At 68.2% G+C, this 21,445-nt stretch carries 18 protein-coding genes; 8 read left to right on the top strand and 10 right to left on the bottom strand.

Annotated elements, in window-relative coordinates; genetic code table 11:
* Window positions 1–90 precede the first annotated feature (90 nt).
* Both LDL21_RS22000 and LDL21_RS21995 read left to right on the top strand, forming a co-directional pair.
* Window positions 91–1,434, top strand: coding sequence for a TerD family protein (locus LDL21_RS22000; protein WP_225281581.1), 1,344 nt, complete (start codon window positions 91–93; stop codon window positions 1,432–1,434).
* Between the two features lie 30 nt (window positions 1,435–1,464).
* Window positions 1,465–3,324 carry a TerD family protein gene (locus LDL21_RS21995; RefSeq protein ID WP_225281580.1) on the top strand — a complete coding sequence of 620 codons (1,860 nt, stop codon included), beginning with the start codon at window positions 1,465–1,467 and terminating at the stop codon, window positions 3,322–3,324.
* 6 nt (window positions 3,325–3,330) lie between these two features.
* On the opposite strand, the gene LDL21_RS21990 is transcribed toward LDL21_RS21995, so the two are convergent.
* The 3 genes from LDL21_RS21990 to LDL21_RS21980 all read right to left on the bottom strand — a co-directional run bounded on the left by LDL21_RS21990 (window position 3,331) and on the right by LDL21_RS21980 (window position 8,511).
* Window positions 3,331–5,028 carry a glycosyltransferase family 87 protein gene (locus LDL21_RS21990; RefSeq protein WP_225281722.1) on the bottom strand — a complete coding sequence of 566 codons (1,698 nt, stop codon included), beginning with the start codon at window positions 5,026–5,028 and terminating at the stop codon, window positions 3,331–3,333.
* Window positions 5,029–5,118: 90 nt separating this feature from the next.
* Window positions 5,119–7,293 carry a transglycosylase domain-containing protein gene (locus LDL21_RS21985; protein WP_220139617.1) on the bottom strand — a complete coding sequence of 725 codons (2,175 nt, stop codon included), beginning with the start codon at window positions 7,291–7,293 and terminating at the stop codon, window positions 5,119–5,121.
* A 798-nt stretch (window positions 7,294–8,091) separates the two neighbouring features.
* Entirely contained in the window at window positions 8,092–8,511 is a 420-nt protein-coding gene (locus LDL21_RS21980) for a DUF5318 domain-containing protein (protein WP_181699749.1), read from the bottom strand.
* A 123-nt stretch (window positions 8,512–8,634) separates the two neighbouring features.
* Here LDL21_RS21980 and LDL21_RS21975 point away from each other — a divergent pair, with 123 nt between their 5' ends.
* The 4 genes from LDL21_RS21975 (at window position 8,635) to LDL21_RS21960 (ending at window position 12,306) form a co-directional block, all read left to right on the top strand.
* Window positions 8,635–9,699, top strand: coding sequence for a DUF1707 SHOCT-like domain-containing protein (locus LDL21_RS21975; RefSeq protein WP_225281578.1), 1,065 nt, complete (start codon window positions 8,635–8,637; stop codon window positions 9,697–9,699).
* A 4-nt stretch (window positions 9,700–9,703) separates the two neighbouring features.
* Window positions 9,704–10,492, top strand: coding sequence for a DUF1707 SHOCT-like domain-containing protein (locus LDL21_RS21970; protein WP_181699754.1), 789 nt, complete (start codon window positions 9,704–9,706; stop codon window positions 10,490–10,492).
* 154 nt (window positions 10,493–10,646) lie between these two features.
* The gene (locus LDL21_RS21965; protein ID WP_067497596.1) at window positions 10,647–11,204 is read left to right on the top strand and encodes a PadR family transcriptional regulator; all 558 of its coding nucleotides are present in this window, start codon (window positions 10,647–10,649) and stop codon (window positions 11,202–11,204) included.
* Complete coding sequence (locus LDL21_RS21960) at window positions 11,197–12,306, top strand: inositol-3-phosphate synthase (protein WP_181699757.1); 1,110 nt, start codon at window positions 11,197–11,199, stop codon at window positions 12,304–12,306. Before LDL21_RS21965 ends, LDL21_RS21960 begins: the two co-directional genes overlap by 8 nt.
* A 53-nt stretch (window positions 12,307–12,359) precedes the next feature.
* On the opposite strand, the gene LDL21_RS21955 is transcribed toward LDL21_RS21960, so the two are convergent.
* The 6 genes from LDL21_RS21955 to LDL21_RS21930 all read right to left on the bottom strand — a co-directional run bounded on the left by LDL21_RS21955 (window position 12,360) and on the right by LDL21_RS21930 (window position 18,967).
* Entirely contained in the window at window positions 12,360–12,791 is a 432-nt protein-coding gene (locus tag LDL21_RS21955; RefSeq protein WP_067643408.1) for a GyrI-like domain-containing protein, read from the bottom strand.
* A gap of 3 nt (window positions 12,792–12,794) precedes the next feature.
* Window positions 12,795–13,259 (bottom strand): GyrI-like domain-containing protein, encoded by a 465-nt coding sequence (locus LDL21_RS21950; RefSeq protein WP_181699760.1) that lies wholly within the window; start codon window positions 13,257–13,259, stop codon window positions 12,795–12,797.
* Window positions 13,260–13,428: 169 nt separating this feature from the next.
* A complete protein-coding gene (locus tag LDL21_RS21945) occupies window positions 13,429–15,702 on the bottom strand; it encodes a transglycosylase domain-containing protein (protein ID WP_225281577.1) in 2,274 nt (757 codons plus the stop codon).
* 65 nt (window positions 15,703–15,767) lie between these two features.
* Window positions 15,768–16,667 (bottom strand): carbohydrate ABC transporter permease, encoded by a 900-nt coding sequence (locus tag LDL21_RS21940; protein ID WP_370465847.1) that lies wholly within the window; start codon window positions 16,665–16,667, stop codon window positions 15,768–15,770.
* Window positions 16,667–17,644, bottom strand: a complete 978-nt coding sequence (locus tag LDL21_RS21935; RefSeq protein ID WP_181699764.1) for a carbohydrate ABC transporter permease — start codon at window positions 17,642–17,644, stop codon at window positions 16,667–16,669. Before LDL21_RS21935 ends, LDL21_RS21940 begins: the two co-directional genes overlap by 1 nt.
* Window positions 17,645–17,689: 45 nt before the next feature.
* Window positions 17,690–18,967, bottom strand: coding sequence for an ABC transporter substrate-binding protein (locus LDL21_RS21930; protein ID WP_181699767.1), 1,278 nt, complete (start codon window positions 18,965–18,967; stop codon window positions 17,690–17,692).
* Window positions 18,968–19,287: 320 nt separating this feature from the next.
* Here LDL21_RS21930 and LDL21_RS21925 point away from each other — a divergent pair, with 320 nt between their 5' ends.
* Both LDL21_RS21925 and LDL21_RS21920 read left to right on the top strand, forming a co-directional pair.
* Entirely contained in the window at window positions 19,288–20,088 is an 801-nt protein-coding gene (locus LDL21_RS21925) for a DUF2786 domain-containing protein (RefSeq protein ID WP_225281721.1), read from the top strand.
* Window positions 20,085–20,621 carry a TIGR04338 family metallohydrolase gene (locus LDL21_RS21920; RefSeq protein ID WP_225281576.1) on the top strand — a complete coding sequence of 179 codons (537 nt, stop codon included), beginning with the start codon at window positions 20,085–20,087 and terminating at the stop codon, window positions 20,619–20,621. Before LDL21_RS21925 ends, LDL21_RS21920 begins: the two co-directional genes overlap by 4 nt.
* Window positions 20,622–21,014: 393 nt before the next feature.
* Here the strand turns inward: LDL21_RS21920 and LDL21_RS21915 are convergent, their stop codons facing one another.
* A complete protein-coding gene (locus LDL21_RS21915) occupies window positions 21,015–21,437 on the bottom strand; it encodes an organic hydroperoxide resistance protein (RefSeq protein ID WP_181699774.1) in 423 nt (140 codons plus the stop codon).
* Window positions 21,438–21,445: the final 8 nt, after the last annotated feature.

Genomic DNA, 21,445 nt, shown 5'->3' with positions numbered 1-21,445 from the left:
CGTCACCCTAACCGATCGGGAGGCTGAACGCCCGGGCCCGGTTTCTCGTACAGTGACAACAAGACCGCACCGACAAGCGAAGGGTCGAACTTGTCTGCAACACTCGCCAAAGGCCAGAACGGTCCATTGGCCGTCAGTGACGTGGTGATCTCACTCCAGCTCACGGCACCGGCCGATCTGTCCGCGCTGCTCGTCACCGAGCAGGGCAAGGTCCGCACCGACGCCGATTTCGTGTTCTACAACCAGCCGAGCGGTCCGGGTGTGGACCTGCGACCCGGTCCGGCCGGGCAGCCCGCCTCGCTCGCGGTGTCGCTGTCCGCCGTGCCCGCCGAGATCGACCAGATCCGCGCGGTCATCACCCTCGACGACGCGACGAGCAATTTCGGTCGTTTCGCCCCGCCGACCGCGATCGTCTCCGACGCCGCGGGCAATCAGCTGTACTCGTATCTCATCGAGGGCCTCAACGCCGAGTCGATCGTGATCGCGTTGGAGCTGTACCGCCGTCAAGGTGGCTGGAAGGTGCGCGCCGTCGGTCAGGGGTACGCCGGTGGGTTCGCCGCGCTGGTCACCGATCACGGTGTGCAGGTGGATGATTCGCCCGCTCAGCCCGCCGCCGCACCCCAGCAGGCCGCACCGCCGCCGCCCGCGCCGAGCTACCAGCAGCCCGCGCCCGCCTACGCGCCGCCCGGTGGGGGTTACCCGCCGCCCGCGCCGCCGCAGCAGCCCCCCGCGGGCGGTGGCTATCCGCCGCCGCAGCAGGGTGGTTACCCGCCGCCGCCCGGTGGGGGATACCCGCCCGCCGCCTCGCCGGCCGCGCCGCCGCAGCCGACCGGGGAGGTCAGCCTGAGCAAGGACCGGCCGGTCAGCCTGCAGAAGGGGCAGCGGGTCACCCTGCGCAAGGAAGGCGCCGCGCTCACCTTCGTGAAGATGGGTCTCGGCTGGGACCCGGTGCGCACCCGAGGCATGTTCGGCAACCGCACCGTAGACATCGACCTCGACGCCTCGGTGTGCCTGTTCGCCGACCAGAACCTGGTCGACGTGGCCTACTACGGTCAGCTCTCGTCCAAGGACGGATCGGTGCGCCACCAGGGTGACAACCTCACCGGTGAGGGCGAAGGCGACGACGAGATGATCCTCGTCGACCTCACCCGCATCCCAGCCCACATCTCCACGCTGCTGTTCATCGTCACCTCCTACAAGGGGCACACCTTCGAGCAGGTGCAGAACGCCTTCTGCCGCCTGATCGACGGCACGACCAACGGCGAACTCGCCCGCTACACCCTCGCCGGCGGCATGCCGTTCACCGCGATGGCGATGGCGAAGGTGTACCGCTCCGGTGGTGACTGGAAGATGCAGGCGCTCGGCGAGGGTTTCCAGGCCAAGCATCCCGGCGAGGCCGTCCCACAGCTCGGCCGTTTCCTCGGCCGCGACTGACCTTCCGCACCACACAGCAAGGCAGACACCGTGATTCACCTGAAGGCAGGGCAGAACACCGCACTGACCGCCGACTCCGTGCGCTTCACCGCGCAGACCACGGGCACCGTCGAACTCGGCGCGCTCGTGGTCGGCGAGAACCTGCGGGTGCGCGACGAACACGATCATGTGTGCGCGTCGCGTCCCTCGGCTCCCGGTGTGCGGTTCGGTGGTTCGTCGGTGGAACTAGCCCTGTCCCAGGTGCGTTCGGATGCGCACGCGGTGCTGTTGTTCGTTGCCGCCGGGCACGTGCTCGGGCCGGTGACTGCCTCGTTCGCCGAGAACGGTGTTCCCGCAGCGGAATTCGTCATCTCGCCGACGTCAGGTGAGAGTTCGCTGATCTGTCTCGAAGTGTATCGGCGGGGTCCGGGCTGGAAGTTGCGTGCGCTCGGCCAGGGTTATGCCGGTGGTGTGGCTCAGTTGTTGAGCACACATGGCGTTCCCGGCCAAAGTGCTTCGGGTGCTGCCGCTTTCGGGCACAACGCGGTAAATGGCGTGCCGTCGGCGTCCGGTGGTTTCGGGTCGGGCGCGCAGGGCGATTCATTCAGCGGTAGTGCCCAAGGTGGCGTACCTGGCGGTGCTGCCTTCGGCGGTGTGCCTGGCGGTGCTGCGCATGGCGGCGTGCCCGACGGTAGTGCGCAGGGCGGTGTGCCCGGCGGCGGCGCGCAGGGCGGCATGCCCGGTAGTGCGCAGGGCGGTGTGCCTGGCGGTGCTGCGCACGGCGGTCACGTTCCGGACGGGACGGTGCCGGTGGCACCGGTTCATGGAGCAGGCGCGTCGGCGGGACCGGCTTCGGGCCATGCTGCTGCCTCGACCGAATCGCTCGCCCAACCGACGCCTGCCCCCGGCATCCCCCTCGAAGTCGACCACGGCCTACAGCGCATGTGGATGATCTTCGAGGACGCCGCACGCTCCGCCGCAGCACTCATCTCGGCGCGCGACTACGCCGCCAAACGCTTGGATCAGGAACTGTCGGAAGCGGTGTCGAATCCCGCCACCCGCAACACCCCCGCCGCCGAGGCCGCCCGTCAGGCCGCGCAACGCCGCCACGACGAGCTGATCGGCCGCGCCGATACCGACCACCGTCGCGACAGCGACATGCTCGCCCGCGAGATCGCCGAGGCCGATTCCGTGATGCCCGCGGCCCTGGCCTCCTGGCTCGCGCCCGCCTGGACCACCCGCGCCGCCGCCAGCGACGGCATCCGCCTCGGCGAACTCTACGCACCCGACCGAGGCGACCTCCGTGTCCCGTATTGCGTTCCGGTGCCACTGAACCGGCCGCTGTGGGTCGACACGGAGTCCAGCGCCGCCGCCTCCCGCGTGGTCGGCGCCTTGCTGGCCCGCCTCGTCGCCGCCATCCCCGACCGGCCGACCCGCATCGACCTGATCGACCTCACCGGTGGCCTCCGCAGCCTCGCCACACCCCTGTCCCCACTACTCGCGGGCCCGGTGATCACCGACCACCTCGACATCTCCCCGCGCCTGGCCGAACTGGCCAATGCCGCCGAACTGGCCGAAATCGCCTACCACGCAGGCGAAGTCGCGCCCCCGAAAGAACATCGCATCCTGGTAGCGGCCGACTTCCCCCACGGCTACCAAGCCACCGATGTAGTCCGCCTCGGCCAGCTCATGGTCCGCGGCGACCTCATCGGCCTCTCCCTCCTCATCGTCGGCACCGCAACCCCCGACGCGGCCGACGCCCCCGCCACCCTCCTCTCCCAATCCTGCCGCCACCTCCCCACCCTCCCCGGCACCCCCCTCTTCGACCCCTGGACCGGCAACGCCTGGGAACTCGACCTCGACATGCTCCCCCTCGAACCCGAACTCCAGGCCCGCTACTTGCGGATGTAGGACGGCTCAGAGGATGCGGGGTGGTCCCGCGTCTACTCGGACAGCGTCCGGATGCGCGGCGTCGGTCCAGCTCCGCCGTGGCTGGAGGAAGTGGGGAAGCCAGGGGAGGAGGGGGTCCGGGGCGCGGTCGAGGATTCCTCCCGCGGGGTCGTCTACGTAGTCGCGGCGGACCAGGTCGGCTTCGGGGCGCAGGATTTGGTAGATGATCATGGCGCACAGGCCGACGACGGCCAGGTCACGCAGTACAACCGTGCTGGTGAACCACTGTTCGGGCAGGCCCTTGTTGTCTTCGCCGAGGTAGTAGAACATGCGCGGTACCCAGACGAGGGCATCGATTGTCATCCAGGCCAATAGGATTCGGCGGTGGGGCAGCGCCAGGACGGCGAGGGGGACCAGCCACAGGGAGTACTGCGGGCTCCACACCTTGTTGGTGAGCAGGAACGCGGCGACCACCAGGAAGCACAGCTGGGCGAGGCGGGGACGGCGGTTGGCGGTGAGTGCCAGATAGGCGATGCCCGCGCAGGCCAGCACGAACAGCAGCAGCGAGACCGTGTTCAGGATTGTCGGGGGTTCACCGTGCGACAGCGGACCGTCGAAGCCCTCCCAGCCGGTGAACGAGGAGATCACGTTGTAGATCGAGTCGGGGTCGGCGTGACGGGTGGTGTTGAGGCGGAAGAACTCTCGCCACCCGTTCGGGAACAACACCGCGATCGGCAGGTTCACCGCACCCCACGTGCCGAGTGCCGCCGCCACGGCGAGCGTGGCCGAGCCGAGCGGACGCTGCGCGAAAACCTGTGTCCGCGTCGGTGTTGCGCGCAGCCAGGCGCGGGCCGCGGCGAGACTGTCGATATCGCGTAATCGCAGGCCGGCCTCGGCGGCGGGCAGACGCCGCATCGGATCGGTGCGCAGACACAGCACAATGATCGGTCCGAGCAGCAGCAGCGGATACAACTTCGCGGCACCACCCAGACCGAGCAGCACCCCCGCGAGCACCGGCCGCCGCCGCGCCCACGCCAGCAGTCCGGTGGCCGCGAAAGCCGTTGCCAGGGCGTCGAAATTGGTGAAGATGTGCACGATCACCAACGGCGACACCGCGATCAACGCGGCATCCCAGACCCGTCGCCCGGCTAGTCGCGACGACGCCCACACCGTGATCAACCACCCGACGGCCAACCCGAGCGCGACCACATTGAAGTACACGACAACCGACAGCGCACCGGGCAGCGGCAGGTGATCCCACACATTGCCGACCTGCATGGCCGCGTACTGGTAGAGCCCCGAAAGCACCGGGTACTCCATGTATCTGACCTCGGTGCCACCGTCGGGGGTCGACTCGAGCCAGTACTTCTTGTACGGGAACGCGCCCTCGTTGAGCCGCTCGGCGCCGTAGAGCGGCACCGTGTCGGAGTAGCACATGGCCACGTACTGGCGGCCGTTGTTCCAGTCGAGCATCAGCCCGCCCGCGCCGTCGTCGGTCTGCTGGATGCAGCCGGCCTTCGTCGCCCAGCCCAGCGCGAGGAAGACGACGGTGAAGGCGAACAGCACCCGCAGCGGCGTCCAGAACCGGACCCGCCCGATCAGCGCGTGCTCGCCGACCGGGCCGCCGATCACCGTCGACAGTTGCGAGGTGAGGGAATCGTTGCGGCTCGGGCGGTCTCGCGCGTCGATCGAACGCAGGTCCGGTGCCAGTGGTGCGGGCGACACGTACTGCGGCTCGCGGCCGGGCCAGGTGTCATTCGGCGCCGGCTGGTCCGCGAGTTGCTGATCGGTCACGACATCCGAGGCTACCGGTGGCTATCGGGAGCGCGTCGGTGTGGCTCCCGCGCCGCCGCTCTCCTCGTCGTCGTTGCCGCCGCCGCCACCCGGCCTGCCACCACCGTTGCCGTTGCCGGGGGACTCACCGGGAGTCGCGGTCGGCTGACCGGGCAGCGGGCCGGTGGTCGGCTCCGCCTGCTGCGGCTGCTGCACGGCGGGCTGCTGCACACCGGGCACGGGGATGCGGATGCCGGGCAGGATCTCCACCTGCGACGGCACGATCACCGGCGGCGCGATGGTGGGCGCGGTGGTCTCCGGCGCCGTGTAGGGCGCCGACCATTCCGGCACACCGGCCTGGCCCTTGATCGCGGCAGGCTTGGGGAACGTCTCGGTGGGGGTGCCCGCCAGGGCGCCGTCCATCGTGGCCTTCCAGATGTCGGACGGCAGGCCGGAACCGTAGATGTGCGAGCCGCCGTAGTTCTTCAGCGGGTCACCCTGTTCGGTACCGACCCACACCGCGGTCGACAGCGACGGCGTGTAGCCGACCATCCAGGCGTCGCGGTTGTTGCCGGTGTCGCCGAGCTGGTGGGTACCGGTCTTCGCGGCCGATTCCCGGCCACCGGCCAGGTTGTGGTTGTTGGAGTAGGCCGCGATCGGCTTCATCGCCGCGGTGACGTTGTCGGCGACGGCCGCGCTCACCCGCTGCTCACCGGCCGGTTCACCGCGATCGAGCAGCACCTGTCCGTCGGCGGTGACGACGCGCTGCACGAAATGCGGTGCGTGGTACATGCCGGAGGCGGCCAGCGTGGCGTAGGCCGAGGCCATGTCGAGCGGACGCGACTGGTACTGGCCGAGGATGATGCCGTTGTTGGGGCCAGCACCGTTGGGCTCGGTAAGTGTGGGGCCGACGCCCGGCAGTTCCTTGGCGATACCGAGCTTGTGACCCATGTCGGCGATCTTCTGCGGACCGTTCTGCATGTCGAGCTGCATCCGGTAGAAGCTGGTGTTCAGCGAACGCTTCAGCGACTCGGCGATCGTGCACATACCGCACGACTGGCCCTCGACATTGTTGATCTCGATGCCGTTGACCTTGAGCGGCGAGCTGTCGTACATCTGCGACAGTGGAATGCCCTGCTCGAGGTTGGCGGCAAGACCGATCACCTTGAACGACGAACCGGTCGGCAGCCCCGCGTTGGCGAAGTCGTAGCCCTGGCCGTCCTCACCGCCGTAGTAGGCGCGGACAGCACCGGTGCGCGGGTCGATGGACACCACCGCGGTGCGCAGGTTCTCGGGTTCCCCGTCGAGCTTGTTGCGCGCGGCGTTCACCGCGGCCTCCTGCGCCTTCGGGTCGATGGTCGTGGTGATCTGCAGACCCTCGGTGTTGAGCTGCTGCTCACTGATCCCCGCGGCCGACAGCTCCTCGAGCACCCGGTTCTTCACGTGCCCTTCGGGCCCGGAGTCCAGACTGTTCTCGCCGAGCGACGCGGCGGGCACCACGGCCGGGTACTGCATCGACTGACGTTCGGCCGCGGCGAGGTTGCCGCCCGAGACCATGCCGTCGAGCACGTAGTTCCAGCGCGACTTCGCGCCGGTGGGGTTCTTCTCCGGGTCGAGCAGCGAGGGCAGCTGAATGGTCGCGGCGAGGACGGCGCCCTCGGACACCGACAGCTCCTGCACCGGCTTGCCGAAGTAGGCCTTGGCGGCGGCGTCGATGCCGTACGCGCCACGACCGAAGTAGATGGTGTTCAGGTAGGCGGCAAGGATTTCCTCCTTGCTCCACTGGCGGGCCATCTTGGCCGAGATCACCAGCTCGTGCATCTTTCGGGTCATCGAGCGCTCGTCACCGACCAGCGCGTTCTTCACGTACTGCTGGGTGATGGTCGAACCACCACCGGCGCTCTCCTTGCCGAGGATGTTGTCGCGGGCGGCGCGGGCGAAGCCCGACACAGAGAAGCCCGGGTTGGTGTAGAAGTCGCGGTCCTCGGCGGCGATCACGGCATTGCGCACATGCGGCGGGATCTGGTCGATGGAGACCTCGGTGCGGTTGCCCTGCGGCGGCACCACCTTGCTGATCACGCTCGTCCCGTCGGAGGCGTAGATCATGGCGACCTGATTGGTCTCGAGGTCTTCCGGCTTGGGCACCGAAACGGTGGTGTAGGCGACGAGGAAAACGGCACTCGGCACGACGATGGCCAAGGCCATCAGGACATACATTGTCCGGCGCACGGCACGCCACGGCGATTTCTTGGTCACCGAACCATCCCTACCCGAGCCGTCGTCGCCCCCGCCACCATCGCGGCGATTGCGTGGCCCGACCGGCGGCGGTGTGCCGCCCGCACCGGTGGCGCGGCGTTCACCGGTGGTCGGTCCGCCCGGGCGGCGACCCGCGCCGGGTCGCGCGGCGACTGGAGTGCCACCGGTCCGCGGACGACCTGCCTCCTCGCGCACGGTCCGCGGCGGATGATTCGCCCGCACCGTCGACTCGTCGACACCGGGACGGGGAAGTTTCTGAGTGGCGCCGGCAGCCCCGGCGGCGGGTGCGGCCGGACGACCCGGCGCGGGCCTGCCTTGCGGCGCACCGGGACGCTGACCCGGCTGACCGGGCTGACCCGGCCGACGCGGCGGCACCCCACCCGGCGGCGGCGCAGGCTGACGGTTCTGCGGCTGCGGACCACGCGCGCCCGGCACAGGCCCACGCCCACCCGGGGCGGGCGGACGCCCATCCGGCGCGGGTGGACGCCCACCGGGACCACCCTGCGGACGCGGCGGACCGGCAGGCGGCGTCGGCCGACGCGGCGGCCCCACGGGACGATCACCGGACTGCGGACCTGGTTGTGCGCCCCGCGACGGGCGGCCGCCGCGCGGATCGTCACCGTAGGGGGAGGGCTCGTAGGGCGAACTCACTGACCAGATCTCCATAACTCGTAAGGTTCAACCGGCACACAACATCCGCGCCGGCGAACCGGCGCGGATATCTTGCACCCCGAACTGCGGCGCATCATGCGGCCGCCGTCATTCGGCGGCAGAGCGACGTCCCGCTCTGGGGCTCGCCCGGCGGCGGGCGGGCGCGGGCGCCGACCCGAGCACGTACGACTGCACCAGGTGGTTCCAGCTGCACGAGCGGCACACCTCGACGACATGCACCGAGAATTCCTCGTTCGACTCTGCCATCCGCGTCAACTCGTCGGGTGTGCGCGCCGACCCGGCCGCCTGGCCGAGCCCGTCGCCGAACACCCACGACACCAACGTCAGCTGCTCTTTTCGGCAGATCGGGCAGGTCACCTCGCTGCCGCGACCGTGGAACTTCGCGGCCCGCAGCAGGTAGGGATTGGCATCGCACACCTCGGCGACGCCGACCCGCCCCGCGTAGACATCGGCGAGCAGCGACCTGCGCCGGAGCGCATAGTCCACCACCTGCCGCTGAATTCGCACGATCACCAGAGTAGCCGGGATTGATTTTCACCGCCGGTGCCACCGCTTGTTGCCCCCTGCGGCCTTAGACTCCCGATACCGGGTACTTTCCGGGTCTTTTCGCAGGTGAGGCGTGGCAAGTAGATGGCAGATCCCCCGCAGGCGCATTCCGCCGCCGATTCCCGGACGAGGGCGCGTGATATCGATCGCGCCGAGGTGTCGACCGTGCTTGACGCGGCCTATGCCGAGGGCCAGCTCGGTGCCCAGGAGTACCACGACCGGGTGGAACGGGCCGGTTCGGCACGCACGCTCGGTGAATTGCGTGGTCTGACCGCCGATCTGCAGTCGCCCGCGGTATTCGGCCCGACCACCGAACGGAAGCGCTTCGGTCGCAGGCATTCCGGCGAGTACCCGACCAAGACCAAGGCGCGCGACGCCGACCGGGCACGCACGATCGCCGCCCTCGACACGGCCCGCGCCGACGGTCAGCTCGACGCCGAGGAGCACACGGCGATGACCGAGCTGGCCGCCGAAGCGCGCACGCTCGGTGAGCTGGCCACCCTCGTCGCCGAGTTGCAGCAGCGCCCGGCGGCGCCGGTGAAGCCCAAGGCGCGCAACACCTTCCGCATCGCGACGATCGCGGCCGTCGTGCTCGCGGCGGTCGGCGGCTTCGCCTGGACGATCCGGGCCGACGAACCGGCCGCGGCGGAAGCCGCCGCATCGATCAACTACGACGCGGCCCCACCCCTGGTGATCCCCACCCCGAACCTCAACACCATCGCCGGATTCGTGCAGTTCCGCGACGACTACCGCACCAAGTTCGGCGACGCCGTCGTCGACGAGGCCGTGCTACACGACGAGCACGCCTCGGCGGTCCGCCGCGCACCCGACAACGGCGACTGGACGGTGAGCTACACCTATCGTGGCGGGTTCGAACGCTCGAATTCGCAGGTCACCACCCGTGACCGCCAGGCGGTCGACATCGACCTGGCACAGGTGAATACCGATGCTCTCGGCGCGGTGCTGAACACCGCCGCGACCACCCTTGGCGTCCCCGACGGCGTGGTCTCCCACTACCGGATCGCCAACGACAGCTGGGTCGGCAGGCCCTCGATCACGGTCTACGTGCGCAACGAGGTCTCCCAGTCCGCGCATCTCGTCCTCGCGCTCTCGGGCGAAGTGCTGAAGACCTACCCGTACGAAAGATGACGCCATGAAGACCACCTCCCCGGCGAAGAACCTGCGGGCCCGCGACGCCGACCGCGCCGACGTGTGCGCCCTGCTCGACGCCGCCCTGGCCGACGGTCAGCTCACCGAGGCTGAGCACGGCAGACGCACCGCCACCGCCATGCGCGCCGAGACCTTCGGCGACCTCGACCGCCTCGTCGACGACCTACAGATCCCCGACGGCCTGGCCGCCACCCCGGTAGCGCGCGGAATCCCTCGCGCCCCGCGCCGCTGGTGGCTCCCGGTGGGCGCGGTGATCCTCGCCGGCCTGGTCGGCGCGGGTGCCGGTCTGCTCGGGCGCAGTACCGTCCTCGCGCCGCCGCTGCCCGATCTCACGACCGGCAACGGCTTCGCCCATTTCCTCGCCGACTACCGCGCCGAATACGGAAGCGCGCTCGCCGACGAGTTGACGCTCTACCCGGAGTACGCGCTGGTCGAGCGTGATTCCGGGAAGCCGGGCAAGCAGGACGAGCTGCAATATCGTGGCGATTTCGACCGGTGGGGTTCGCCCGGTTCGCGACCGCCCGACACCCGCTCGTTCGACCTGGCCACCGTCGACCTGGCGAAGTACGCGCGGATGATGTCGGGTGCTCCGCAGACCACCCGCGTGCCCGGCGGCTGGGTGTCACACGTACTCGTCCGGTTCCCACCGGCCGGCGGCAAAGATGCCGAACCCGAGATCAGCATCTACGTCAAGAACGAGGCGGAACAGAGCGGATATCTGAAGATCCGGCTCAGCGGTGAACCCATCGCGGTGCACCCGGCAGACGCCTGACCTGCTGATTCGCCCGAACCGGGCAGTCGGTCCCCTGCTCATGTGAGGGATACGACTACGCCCTGATGTATCGCTCCGATATAGTGGGAAGTCGCATCCATCGGTTAGGTCCGTTCGGCCTGTCAGGCCGTCATAGTCAGGGAGTGAGGTCGGCATGCTCGAGTTGGCGATTCTCGGCCTGCTCCTCGACGCGCCCATGCACGGTTACGAGCTGCGCAAGCGGTTGACGGGCCTGCTCGGGGCGTTCCGGGCCTTCTCCTACGGTTCGCTCTACCCGACGCTGCGCCGGATGCAGGCCGACGGGTTGATCGCCGAGGAGATACCGGAGGGCGCGACCGCGCGCCGTGCGCGCCGCGTCTACCGGCTCACGCCGGTCGGGCGGGAACGGTTCAAAGAACTCCTCGCCGATACCGGTCCGCAGAACTACACCGATGACGGCTTCGGTGTTCATCTGGCCTTTTTCAGCCGCACCCCCGCCGAGGCGAGGATGCGGATCCTGGAGGGCAGGCGACGCCAGGTCGAGGAGCGCCGAGAGGGTCTGCGGGAAGCGATCAAGAAGGCCAGCGGCTCGCTGGATCGCTACACCCGCCAGCTCCACCAGCTCGGATTGGAATCAAGCGAGCGCGAAGTGCGCTGGCTCAACGAGTTGATTGCGGCGGAGCAATCGACGAAGGCGGCACCACAGAAAGAGGGAAAGAGCGGCCATGAGTGATGTCAACAAGGTTGGATCCGGCGAAGTACGCGTCGCGATCGTCGGTGTCGGCAACTGCGCATCGTCGCTGGTGCAGGGCGTGCAGTATTACAAGGACGCCGATGAGAACGCGGTCGTTCCGGGTCTGATGCACGTCCGGTTCGGTCCCTACCACGTCAAGGACGTGAAGTTCGTCGCCGCGTTCGACGTCGACGCCAAGAAGGTCGGCTTCGACCTGGCCGAGGCCATCTTCGCCAGCGAGAACAACACCATCAAGATCTCCGACGTGCCGCCCACCGACGTGACGGTCCTGCGTGGCCCGACCCTCGACGGCATCGGCAAGTACTACGCCGAGACCATCGAGCAGTCCGAGGCCCCCGCGGTCGACGTCGTGAAGGCGTTGAAGGACGCGAACGTCGACGTGCTGGTGTCCTACCTGCCGGTGGGTTCGGAAGAGGCCGACAAGTTCTACGCCCAGTGCGCCATCGACGCGGGTGTCGCGTTCGTCAACGCGCTGCCGGTGTTCATCGCCTCCGACCCGGTGTGGGCCAAGAAGTTCACCGACGCCGGTGTGCCGATCGTCGGCGACGACATCAAGTCCCAGGTCGGCGCGACCATCACCCACCGCGTGATGGCCAAGCTGTTCGAAGACCGCGGCGTGGCGCTGGACCGCACCTACCAGCTCAATGTCGGCGGCAACATGGACTTCAAGAACATGCTCGAGCGTGAGCGCCTGGAGTCCAAGAAGGTCTCCAAGACCCAGGCCGTCACCTCGAACCTGAGCGGATCGCTGGCGGGCAAGGTGCACGACCGCAACGTCCACATCGGTCCCTCGGACTACGTGGAGTGGCTCGACGACCGCAAGTGGGCCTACGTGCGCCTCGAGGGTCGCGCCTTCGGCGATGTGCCGCTGAACCTGGAGTACAAGCTCGAGGTGTGGGACTCGCCGAACTCGGCGGGCATCATCATCGACGCGGTGCGCGCGGCCAAGATCGCCAAGGACCGCGGCATCGGCGGGCCGGTCATCCCGGCCTCGGCCTACCTGATGAAGTCCCCGCCGGAGCAGATCGCCGACGATGTCGCGCGTAAGCAGCTCGAGGCATTCATCATCGGTGCCGACTAGTCACTGAACAGAAAGGCCGGGCGCACATCGGTGCGCCCGGCTTTTTTGTCTGCTCAGTCGAGGGAGACGTACACCTCGACGCTGGTCGGGCCGGTGTAGCGCTCCAGTTCCGCGGTGTGGGAGCGGGTGATGGTCCCGGCGTTCTCGGCCTTGATCACCTGGGCCCACGCGGTGCGCAGGAGGTCGTAGGGCTTGTCGGAGACGACGAATTTGGCGTAGCGGCCCGCGGGAATGCGGGTCAGGACGTCGCCTTCGTCCACATCGTCGAGGCCGGCGACCTCGTAGCCGAGGACGGCTACGGCATGGTCGTTCTGGCCGATGTAGGCGGCGGCCCGGGTGACCGGCTTCTCGCGGGACAGGTAGCGGTCCCAGGTGAAGTTCACCAGGTCGAGATCGCGGGCGGTGACCTCGCGACCGGCCAGCGGCACGGTGAGTCCGGCGATCAGGCTGTTGTCCAGGGTGACGATCTCGAAGTCGGCGGTCATCGGCTATTCCCCGCTCTGCGCGTCGTCGGTCAAGGAAACGAAGATCTCGACGGTGCGTTCGTCGGGGTACTGCTCGCAGTCGCCGGTATAGGCGCGCACGAACTCGCCCGCGGCCTCGGCGTCCCACACCTGCCGCCACAGGGCGACGATGGTGTCGCCGATCTCGTCACCGTGCGCCACGAACCGCGCGTAGCGGCCCGCCGGAATCCGCGCGAGCACATCGCCTACCTGCAGGTCGGCAAGGGTTTTGCATTCGTAGCCGACGATATGGGTGAGGTAGGAGTTGATCTCCGGAGCGAAGTCGACGTAGCCCGTCGCGAACGGTCCGGGTAAGTCCTGTCGTGCCCGTAGCCGCTGCCACGCTTCCACCACTTTGGCGCGTCGCGGCCCCTCCACAGCGAGCGCCGGACTGCGCAGCACTGTGCCCGCGATCAGCATCTCGGGACGGTCAACGACATTGAAATCCACCTGCGTAGCCCCTATGTCTAGTCTCGTCGTCGCTCGAGCGCACATCTTCCCGCATGGATACGACAGGTTCCGCGCCGGGATTCCGCCGGCGCCCGACTCCGGATGCGCACTGGCCAACGATGTTGCCATGTTCGTGCAGATGTGTGGTCACGCCTGTCCAATCCGTGATCTATCGCGGCGCCTCACCACCCAGTCCGGGGAACCATTCGCCGGGTGTACTCGGGCTCGGAGCGGGCGGGATGATGATGATCGGCGCCGGATTGCGTGGTGTGTCGCTCGGCGGGTTGAGGATGTCGAAGCCACCGCCACCGCCACCGCCACCGCCGCCACCGGACGAGGGCGGCGGGGCAGGTACCAGTGACCCGCTGCCGCCCAACGGCGGAGTCGGGAACTCCTCCACCGGCGAACCGGCGAGCGCGGAGTCCATCGTCTGCTTCCAGATGTCGGCGGGCAGCCCCGAACCCCAGATCGGGTTGCCGCGTCCGTCGCGCAACGGTTGCGGATGCTCGGTGCCCACCCACACCGCTGTCGACAGCGACGGCGTGTACCCGACCATCCAGGCGTCCTTGTTGGCCTTGGTCTCACCCAGCTGGGTCGTCCCCGTCTTGCTCGCCGACGGCCTGCCCCCCGCCAGGCCGTGCCCGTTGGAGTAGTTGGCGATCGGTTCCATCGCCCGCGTGGTCGCGTCGGCGATGGCCGGGCTGATGCGCTGCTCCGGCTCCGGAAGTTGTTTGCCCCTGCGGGTTTCCGGCGGACCACGATCGAGCAGCACCCGGCCGTTGCCGGTGGTCACTCGCTGCACGAAGTACGGCTGCCGGTACACCCCCGACGCGGCGAGGGTGCCATACGCCGATGCCATATCGATCGGCCGAACGAGATACTGCCCCAACACGATTCCGTTGAGCGGCGGCTCGCCGTTCTCGGTGAGCGTCTCGCCCTCCACCCCCGGGATGTGCTCGGGGATGCCAGCGAGATGGGCGGCCTGGGCCACCGAGCGCGGACCGTCGGCCATCGTCATGGTGAGCCGGTAGAAGCTGGTGTTGAGCGAGCGTTTCAGTGCCTCGGCCAGCGAACACCGCCCACACGAGTCACCGTCCACATTGGTGATGGTCGTGCCACGGTCGGTGATGGGTGAACTGTCGATCGCCCGCGTCACCGGGATGCCCTGCATCTGGGCGGCGACGAGCGCGAAAACCTTGAAGGCCGAACCGGTTTGCAGCGGCGCCTGGGCGAAGTCGAATCCGGTGCCATCCTCGCCGCCGTAGTAGGCGCGCACCGCACCGCTTCGAGGGTCGATCGACACCACGGCCGCCCGCAATTCCGGTGGCTGCCAAGAGGATCGGGCTCGCACGCTGTCGACGGCGCCCGCCTGCGCGACCGGATCGATGGTCGTGGTGATCTGCAGGGCGCCGGTATTGATGTCGGCGTCGGTGAGTCCGGCGGCGCGCAGTTCCCGCAGCACCATGGTGCGGATGTGGCCCTCGGGGCCCGATGTCTCGGGCTCGGTCGCCACGTCGTCGAGGGCCAGGATCGGCGGGAACACCGTCGCGTCACGGTCACCGGGGGCGAGCACGCGCATCTCGACCATCCCGTCGAGCACGTACTGCCAGCGGGCGCGCAACTGGTCGAAGTGGGTTTCCGGGTCGAGCACCGAGGGCGAGCGGATCACCGCGGCCAGCACGGCGCCTTCGGCCAGTGTCAGTTCCGGCACCGGCTTACCGAAGTACGCCTTGGCCGCCGCCGCGATACCGTAGGCGCCGCGACCGTAGTAGATGGTGTTCAGATACGCGGCGAGGATCTCGTCCTTGCTCCACTGCCGCGACATCTTCGCCGCGATGATGAGCTCGCGCATCTTGCGGGTGACGGTGCGTTCGGAGCTCAGGAAGGCGTTCTTCACGTACTGCTGGGTGATCGTCGACCCGCCACCGGCGTTGTCGTGCCCGGCCAGGTTGTCCCGCGCCGCGCGCAGGAACCCGCTCGTGGAGTATCCGGCGTTGGTGTAGAAGGTGCGGTCCTCGGCCGCGAGCACCGCCTCCCGCACGTGCATCGGCACCTCGGTCAGCGGAATCGGAATCCGGTTGCCTTGCGGCGGAATGATTTTCGCCAGCACCGTGGTTCCGTCGGCGGCCAGCACCGTCGCCGGTTGCTCGACGGCCACTTCGCCCGGTTCGGGGATCTCCGAACTCCAGTACACCGCGAAGAACAGCAGCGCGGGCACACACACGAAGATCACGAACAGCGCGAAGACCAGCCGCCGGATCCGCTGTGCCCTGGTGCGTGGCGGGCGGGGTTCCGGGTCGTCGTCGCCCGCCAGCCGGGCAGCCTGGGCTCGCCGGGCCGCCCCTTTGCGCGGCTGCTGCTCGCGCAGAGGATCCCGGAAGCCCGCGATCGAGGTATACGGCACGTCCTCGTCGGAACGCCCGCGCCTGCCGGCCACGACCATCTCCTCCCGTCGGTGCAGGCGACTTTACCCGCCTGCACCGGCACAACCCGGGAGGAGCGCGCCCGTCAGCTCTTCACGCCGCCCGCGGTGAGGCCGGAGATGATGCGGCGCTGGAAGATCAGCACCATGATCACCAGCGGTACGGTGACGATCACACCGGCCGCCATGATCGCCGCGTACGGCTGGACGAGCGGGTCGTTGCCGGAGAAGCTCGCGATGGCGACCGTCACCGGCTTGGTCTGCTCACCGGAGAGCAACCGGGCGAGCAGATATTCGTTGACCGAGGCGATGAACGCCAGGATCGCGGTGGTGAACACCGCGGGCGCCGCCAGCGGCAGCATGACCAGCCGGAACGCCTGCAGCTTGCTCGCACCGTCGATGCGCGCGGCTTCTTCGAGCTCCCAGGGCAGTTCGGCGAAGAACGACGCCAGGATGTACACCGTCATCGGCAGTACGAACGAGATGTTCGGGATGATCATCGCCTGGTACTGGCCGATCCAGCCGAGGTCGGTGAACAGCTGGAACAGCGGCGTCACCAGCACGACGGCGGGGAACATCGACGCCGACAGGATCAGCCCCGAAACCAGGTACTTGCCCGCGAAGGTCATCCGCGCGAGCGCGTACGCGGCGAGCACGCCGAGCACCAACGCGACCGCCGTCGTCACCGAGCCGATGATCACGCTGTTGAGCAGCGCCTTGCCGAAGTCGTTGCCACGGCTGGTGTCGAAGGCGTTGCGGAAGTTCTCCAGCGTCACGTGGGTCGGCCACGGAGTGCTGTCGAAGGTGTGGGCCGGGTCGCGGAACGCGACAACGGCCATCCAGTAGAACGGTCCGAGCCCCCACACGAGCACGATCGCCACACCGAGGTACAGGCGAACGGTTCCGAGCCGTTTCCGCCACGAAACCGACTGTTCCGCAACGGGTTTGCGTTCGACGGTGGGCTCTTTGGTCATCGAGATGCTCATCAGTTCGCCTTCCGCTGCTCTTCCTGCGTGCGAACGGCGTTGGCGCCCAACACCTTCACCAGCAGGAACGCGATCGCGAACACCAGCACGAAGGTGATCGTCGACAGGGCGGCCGCGCTGTTGGGACCTTGGCGCACCTGGTCGACCACCAGGATCGACAGGGTGCTGGTGGCCGGGTTCGCGCCGGTCATGATCGCGGGCAGGTCGTACATGCGTAGCGCGTCCATGGTGCGGAACAGCACCGCGACCAGCAGAGCGGGCTTGAGCAACGGCAGGGTGATGTGTACGAACCGCTGCCAGGCCGACGCGCCGTCGACCTTGGCCGCCTCGTACACGTCGTTCGGGATCACCTGCAACCCGGCCAGGATCAGCAGCGCCATGAACGGGGTGGTCTTCCACACGTCGGCCACGATCACCGCGAACCGCGAGGCCCACACATCCGAGGTCCACAGGATCTCGGTGCCGAGCACCCGGTTCACCACGCCGTCGTACTGGAACATGAACTCCCACAGCCGCGCGGTGACAGCGGTGGGGATGGCCCATGGGATCAGCACCGCGGCTCGCAACAGCGCCCGGCCACGGAAGGTCTTGCCCATCACCATGGCCATGCCGAGGCCGAGGGTCGCCTCGATCGTCACGGTCACCACCGTGAAGAACAGGGTGACCCCGACCGCCGCCCAGAACTGCGACCCGAGCGTGCCGGTCGGGCACGACACCGTACCCATCAGCGAATTGCATTGCTGCAGTAGCCAATGGGTGTAGTTGTCGAAGCCCGCGCTGCCGCCCTCGACGAACATGCCGGTGGCCGGGTCGATGCCGGCGTCCTTGCGGAACGACATCCACAGCGCCTGGAACACCGGATAACCGATGACCACGGCCAGTGCGACCATCACCGGCGTCACGAACAGCCACGCCCGCCGCGATTGCCTCAGTTGCAGCGCTAGCCCGCGCTGCTTGGCTCCCGAAGGATCCGACACCGTTTCTACTCTCCTACGGTCTGGTCGGGTCCGCTGCGCGTACCGCTACGAACCAGCGGTCTCGATGCCCTTTTGCATGCCTGCGACTGCGTCGTCGACGGACTTCGTGCCGTTCAGAGCAGCATATGCGTTGTCCTGGATGGCCTTTGACACCGCCTCGTAGAACGGCGAGACCGGTCGCGGCACCGCGTTGGCGATCGACTCCTTCAACGCGGGCAGGTACGGCATCTTCGCGATCAGGGCCGGGTCGTCGTAGAGCGAGGTACGCACCGGCGGGAAGGCGCCTTGGGCGACGATCTGCTGTGCCTCTTCGCTGACCATGAAGCGAACGAAGTCGGCGGCGGTGGCCTTGTTCTTGGAGAACGCGCTGATCGCGACGTTGTAGCCGCCGAGGGTCGAGGCGCCGACATCGGTCTTGCCGGGCAGCGGTGCCACGCCGAAGCGGTCCTTCACCGACGAGCCCTCGCCGTTGGCCTGGCCGTACAGGTACGGCCAGGTGCGCAGGAACAGCAGCTTGCCCGACTCGAACGCGTTCGCGCTCTCGCCTTCCTTGAAGCTGATGGCCTCTTTGGGGATGTCGCCGCGCTGGTAGGCGTCGACCAGAACCTTCAGCCCCTCTTTGGATTCGGGGCTGTTCACGGTGGGGGTTTTGCCGTCGGCGCCGACGAAGCTGCCGCCGTAGGCGTTGATGACCTCGGAGGTGTTCACGGTCAGGCCCTCGTAGGGGAACAGCTGACCGGCGTAGCAGCCGATGTTGTTGTCGCGCGCGATCTGGCACTGGGCGAGCATCTCGGACCAGGTGCGCGGCGGGTTGGGAACCAGGTCCTTGCGGTAGTACAGCAGGCCGCCGTTGGTGTTGCGCGGTGCCGCGTACAGCTTGCCGTTGTAGGTGGCGCTGGCGACGGTCGGCGCGAGCAGCGGCGCGGTGTCGATGGCGAAGCTGCCCTCGAGCGGCTGGATCCAGCCCTTGGCGGCGAACTCCGCGGTGTAGGGCACGTCGAGGGCGACCACGTCGTAGCCGTCCTGCTTGGAGCGGAAGTGCTCGGCCATGTCGTCGCGCTGCTGGTCGGCGTCGGCCGACTGCTCCTTGAACGTCACCTGCTCGTTCGGGTGCGCGGCGTTCCAGCGGTCGATGAGCTGCTTGACCATGCCGGTCTCGGAGACGTCCTTACCCTCGACGTAGGTGATCGGCCCACGCCCGGTCAGGTTCTGGTCGAGGGCGTTGCCGCCGTTGTCACTCGAGCAGGCGCTGGCGAACGATGCGGTAAGCAACGCAATCGAGGCAGCAGCCATCGTCGCTCTGGGGACAAACTTCAAGGCCATCGCAGACACTCCAGGGTCGAGACAGTGAGCAGCAGCACAGTGCGTCGGTGCAGGGGCAAACATACAGGATTTGTGGCGGCGCGGGCGCCGCGTGTTCGCGGCCCCGCCGGTCCCGACGATCAGGTACCGTTGCTTGCTCCTTCGTCGCCTACGCAACGGCACCTGATCGTCGGGACGGCCGCGAACCGCCGCTGCGCGGCGATCCCTCCTCGAGGTCGGGATGTGGTGGCGGGGAGTGCGGTTATGCGTGCTGAAGTGTGTCGGTGTGGTGGCCTACCCTCGATCGGGTGACCATTGCATCGTCGGCGGGGCCGGACCGGATGCTCTCCCGGATCGGTGGTTTGCTGCGCAAGGCCGAGGCCACCGACAACGAACACGAGGCCGAGGCCTTTCTCGCGGCAGCACAACGGCTCGCGACGAAGTCGTCGATCGATCTGGCGGTCGCGCGCTCGCATGTGGCGCGGCGCGAACGCAGGTCCACCCCGGTGCAGCGGATCATCCCGATCGGGGAGCCGGGGCGGAAGGGGTTGCGCACCTACGTGCAGTTGTTCGTCGCCATCGCCACGGCCAACGACGTGCGCTGCGATGTCGCGCGCACCTCCACGCAGGTCTACGCCTACGGTTTCGAAGCCGATATCGACGCCTGCGAGGCGCTGTACGCGAGTCTGCTGGTGCAGATGGTGCGGGCCTCGGATCACTACATCAAGTCGGGTGCGTATCGCGAGGCCACGGTGGTGAAGGTGGTCGCCGAGAAGCGGTTCGGCCGCACGGTCCGTCGCAGGGTGCAGGCCCCGGTCGCAGGTGTGACGGCGCGACTGAATTTCCAGATGGCGTTCGCGGCGCGGATCGGCGCTCGACTGGCCGAGGTGAAGGCCGAGGTGGTCGCCGAGGAATCGGCGGTCGAGTCGACCGGAACCGCACTCGCCCTGCGCGACAAGGAACTCGCCCTCACCGACTTCTACACCGCCACCTCGGAAGCGCGCGGCACCTGGCGAGGACCGCAGACCTCCACCGGCCACTCGGCCGCCGCCCGGCAAGCGGGCGACCGGGCGGGCCGCAACGCCCGCCTCGGCCCCTCCACCGAACTACCTGCCGCTCGCGGCAAGCTCACGGGACGATGAATCGCGACGATGTTTCCCGTCCGGCTCCGCGGCGCGACACGCAGCGGGCGCGGGTATACGACGCCGAGCAGTTGGTGCGTGGTGTCTTCGATCGCGCCGAGGAATTCGGGCATCGCACTGTCGATATCTATGGTTCGCAGGTGACCTTGCCGGTCGAGCGGCGATTCGCGTCGGTGGAATCGGTGCAGAGTTATGTCGACAAGGTGCTTACGCTGAATTGGGTTCGAGCCCGATGGGATCGGGCGGTGGTTTCGGTGCGGGTCCGTGCGCGGGCGGGCACGGCCGCGGCACATTACGAACGTGCCGCTGCCGTGCTCGCCGTCCCACTCCATACCGGCGCCACCGCATGGGCGTTGCGGGAACTGGTTGTTCTGCACGAACTCGCCCATCATTTGGCGCCGACCCCCGACGAAGTGTCGCACGGACCCGAATTCTGCACTCGCTATGCGGAATTGGCCGACGGCGTGATCGGTCCCGAGGCGGCTCTGCTGATCCGGGCGACATTCGCCGGTTGCGGAGTCCGCTTCGGGTAAGCCTCGATTACCGGCCCCCGGTGCTGCCCGGGGCGCTGCCGCGCCCGCCCTGTCCGCTTCCGCGCGGACCGGTCGAGGTGCAGGACTTGCTGTCCGTGCAGGGTGAACCGCTCGTCGAACCGCCACTCCCGCCACCGCCGAGCGATCCCCGAGCAGCGACGAAACTCGACTGCGCGGGGTCTGGTGTCGCTGCGGCGGCCACGCCGACCCCCATCACGCTGAACGCGGCGATCATCGCGGCGGCAATTGCTGTTCTCATTGTTTCCCCTTCGTTCTCGGCTACGAGTCGATCGTGCGGGAAGGGGGCTAATGAATTCTCAACGGCCGCTTGTAGATAAGGCTCGAGGCCCCGGTGCAGGCGCACCGGGACCTCGATTGGACGGGTGTTGCCGATCAGTCCTCGGTGACCTGGACGTCGACGTCGATATTGCCGCGGGTCGCGTTGGAGTACGGGCACACCTGATGTGCCTGGTCGGCCAGCTGCTGCGCTTCCTCGCGGGTGAGGTGGGGAAGGGTGACCTCGAGGGTGACGGCGAGCTGGAAGCCGCCCTTGTCGTTCGGGCCGATCGAAACCTGCGCACCCACAGCGGAATCGGCGATATTCGCGCCTGCCTTCTTGCCGACCAGGCGCAGCGCGGAGTGGAAGCACGCGGCGTAGCCGGCCGCGAACAGCTGCTCGGGGTTGGTCCCTGCGCCGTCGCCGCCCATTTCCTTCGGCGGGGCGAGCACCACGTCGAGCTTGCCGTCGGTGGTGCGGGCGGAGCCGGTACGGCCTTCGCCGGTGGCAAGGGCTTCAGCGGTGTAGAGAACCTGCATGGGGAGTC

It is taken from the genome of Nocardia rosealba (assembly GCF_020216065.1).
GTDB lineage: Bacteria > Actinomycetota > Actinomycetes > Mycobacteriales > Mycobacteriaceae > Nocardia > Nocardia rosealba.
Note: the sequence above shows the minus strand (reverse complement) of the source record. Positions and strands in the feature narration are given on the sequence as shown.

What these genes read in the sequence shown, in the direction of transcription:
- LDL21_RS21940 (WP_370465847.1), bottom strand. Translation starts at nt 16,667, where the DNA reads ATGAGCATCTCGATGACCAAAGAGCCCACCGTCGAACGCAAACCCGTT.
- LDL21_RS21955 (WP_067643408.1), bottom strand. Translation starts at nt 12,791, where the DNA reads ATGACCGCCGACTTCGAGATCGTCACCCTGGACAACAGCCTGATCGCC.
- LDL21_RS21960 (WP_181699757.1), top strand. Translation starts at nt 11,197, where the DNA reads ATGAGTGATGTCAACAAGGTTGGATCCGGCGAAGTACGCGTCGCGATC.
- LDL21_RS21930 (WP_181699767.1), bottom strand. Translation starts at nt 18,967, where the DNA reads ATGGCCTTGAAGTTTGTCCCCAGAGCGACGATGGCTGCTGCCTCGATT.
- LDL21_RS21975 (WP_225281578.1), top strand. Translation starts at nt 8,635, where the DNA reads ATGGCAGATCCCCCGCAGGCGCATTCCGCCGCCGATTCCCGGACGAGG.
- LDL21_RS21985 (WP_220139617.1), bottom strand. Translation starts at nt 7,293, where the DNA reads ATGTATGTCCTGATGGCCTTGGCCATCGTCGTGCCGAGTGCCGTTTTC.
- LDL21_RS21965 (WP_067497596.1), top strand. Translation starts at nt 10,647, where the DNA reads ATGCTCGAGTTGGCGATTCTCGGCCTGCTCCTCGACGCGCCCATGCAC.
- LDL21_RS21945 (WP_225281577.1), bottom strand. Translation starts at nt 15,702, where the DNA reads ATGGTCGTGGCCGGCAGGCGCGGGCGTTCCGACGAGGACGTGCCGTAT.
- LDL21_RS21920 (WP_225281576.1), top strand. Translation starts at nt 20,085, where the DNA reads ATGAATCGCGACGATGTTTCCCGTCCGGCTCCGCGGCGCGACACGCAG.
- LDL21_RS21970 (WP_181699754.1), top strand. Translation starts at nt 9,704, where the DNA reads ATGAAGACCACCTCCCCGGCGAAGAACCTGCGGGCCCGCGACGCCGAC.
- LDL21_RS21915 (WP_181699774.1), bottom strand. Translation starts at nt 21,437, where the DNA reads ATGCAGGTTCTCTACACCGCTGAAGCCCTTGCCACCGGCGAAGGCCGT.
- LDL21_RS21925 (WP_225281721.1), top strand. Translation starts at nt 19,288, where the DNA reads ATGCTCTCCCGGATCGGTGGTTTGCTGCGCAAGGCCGAGGCCACCGAC.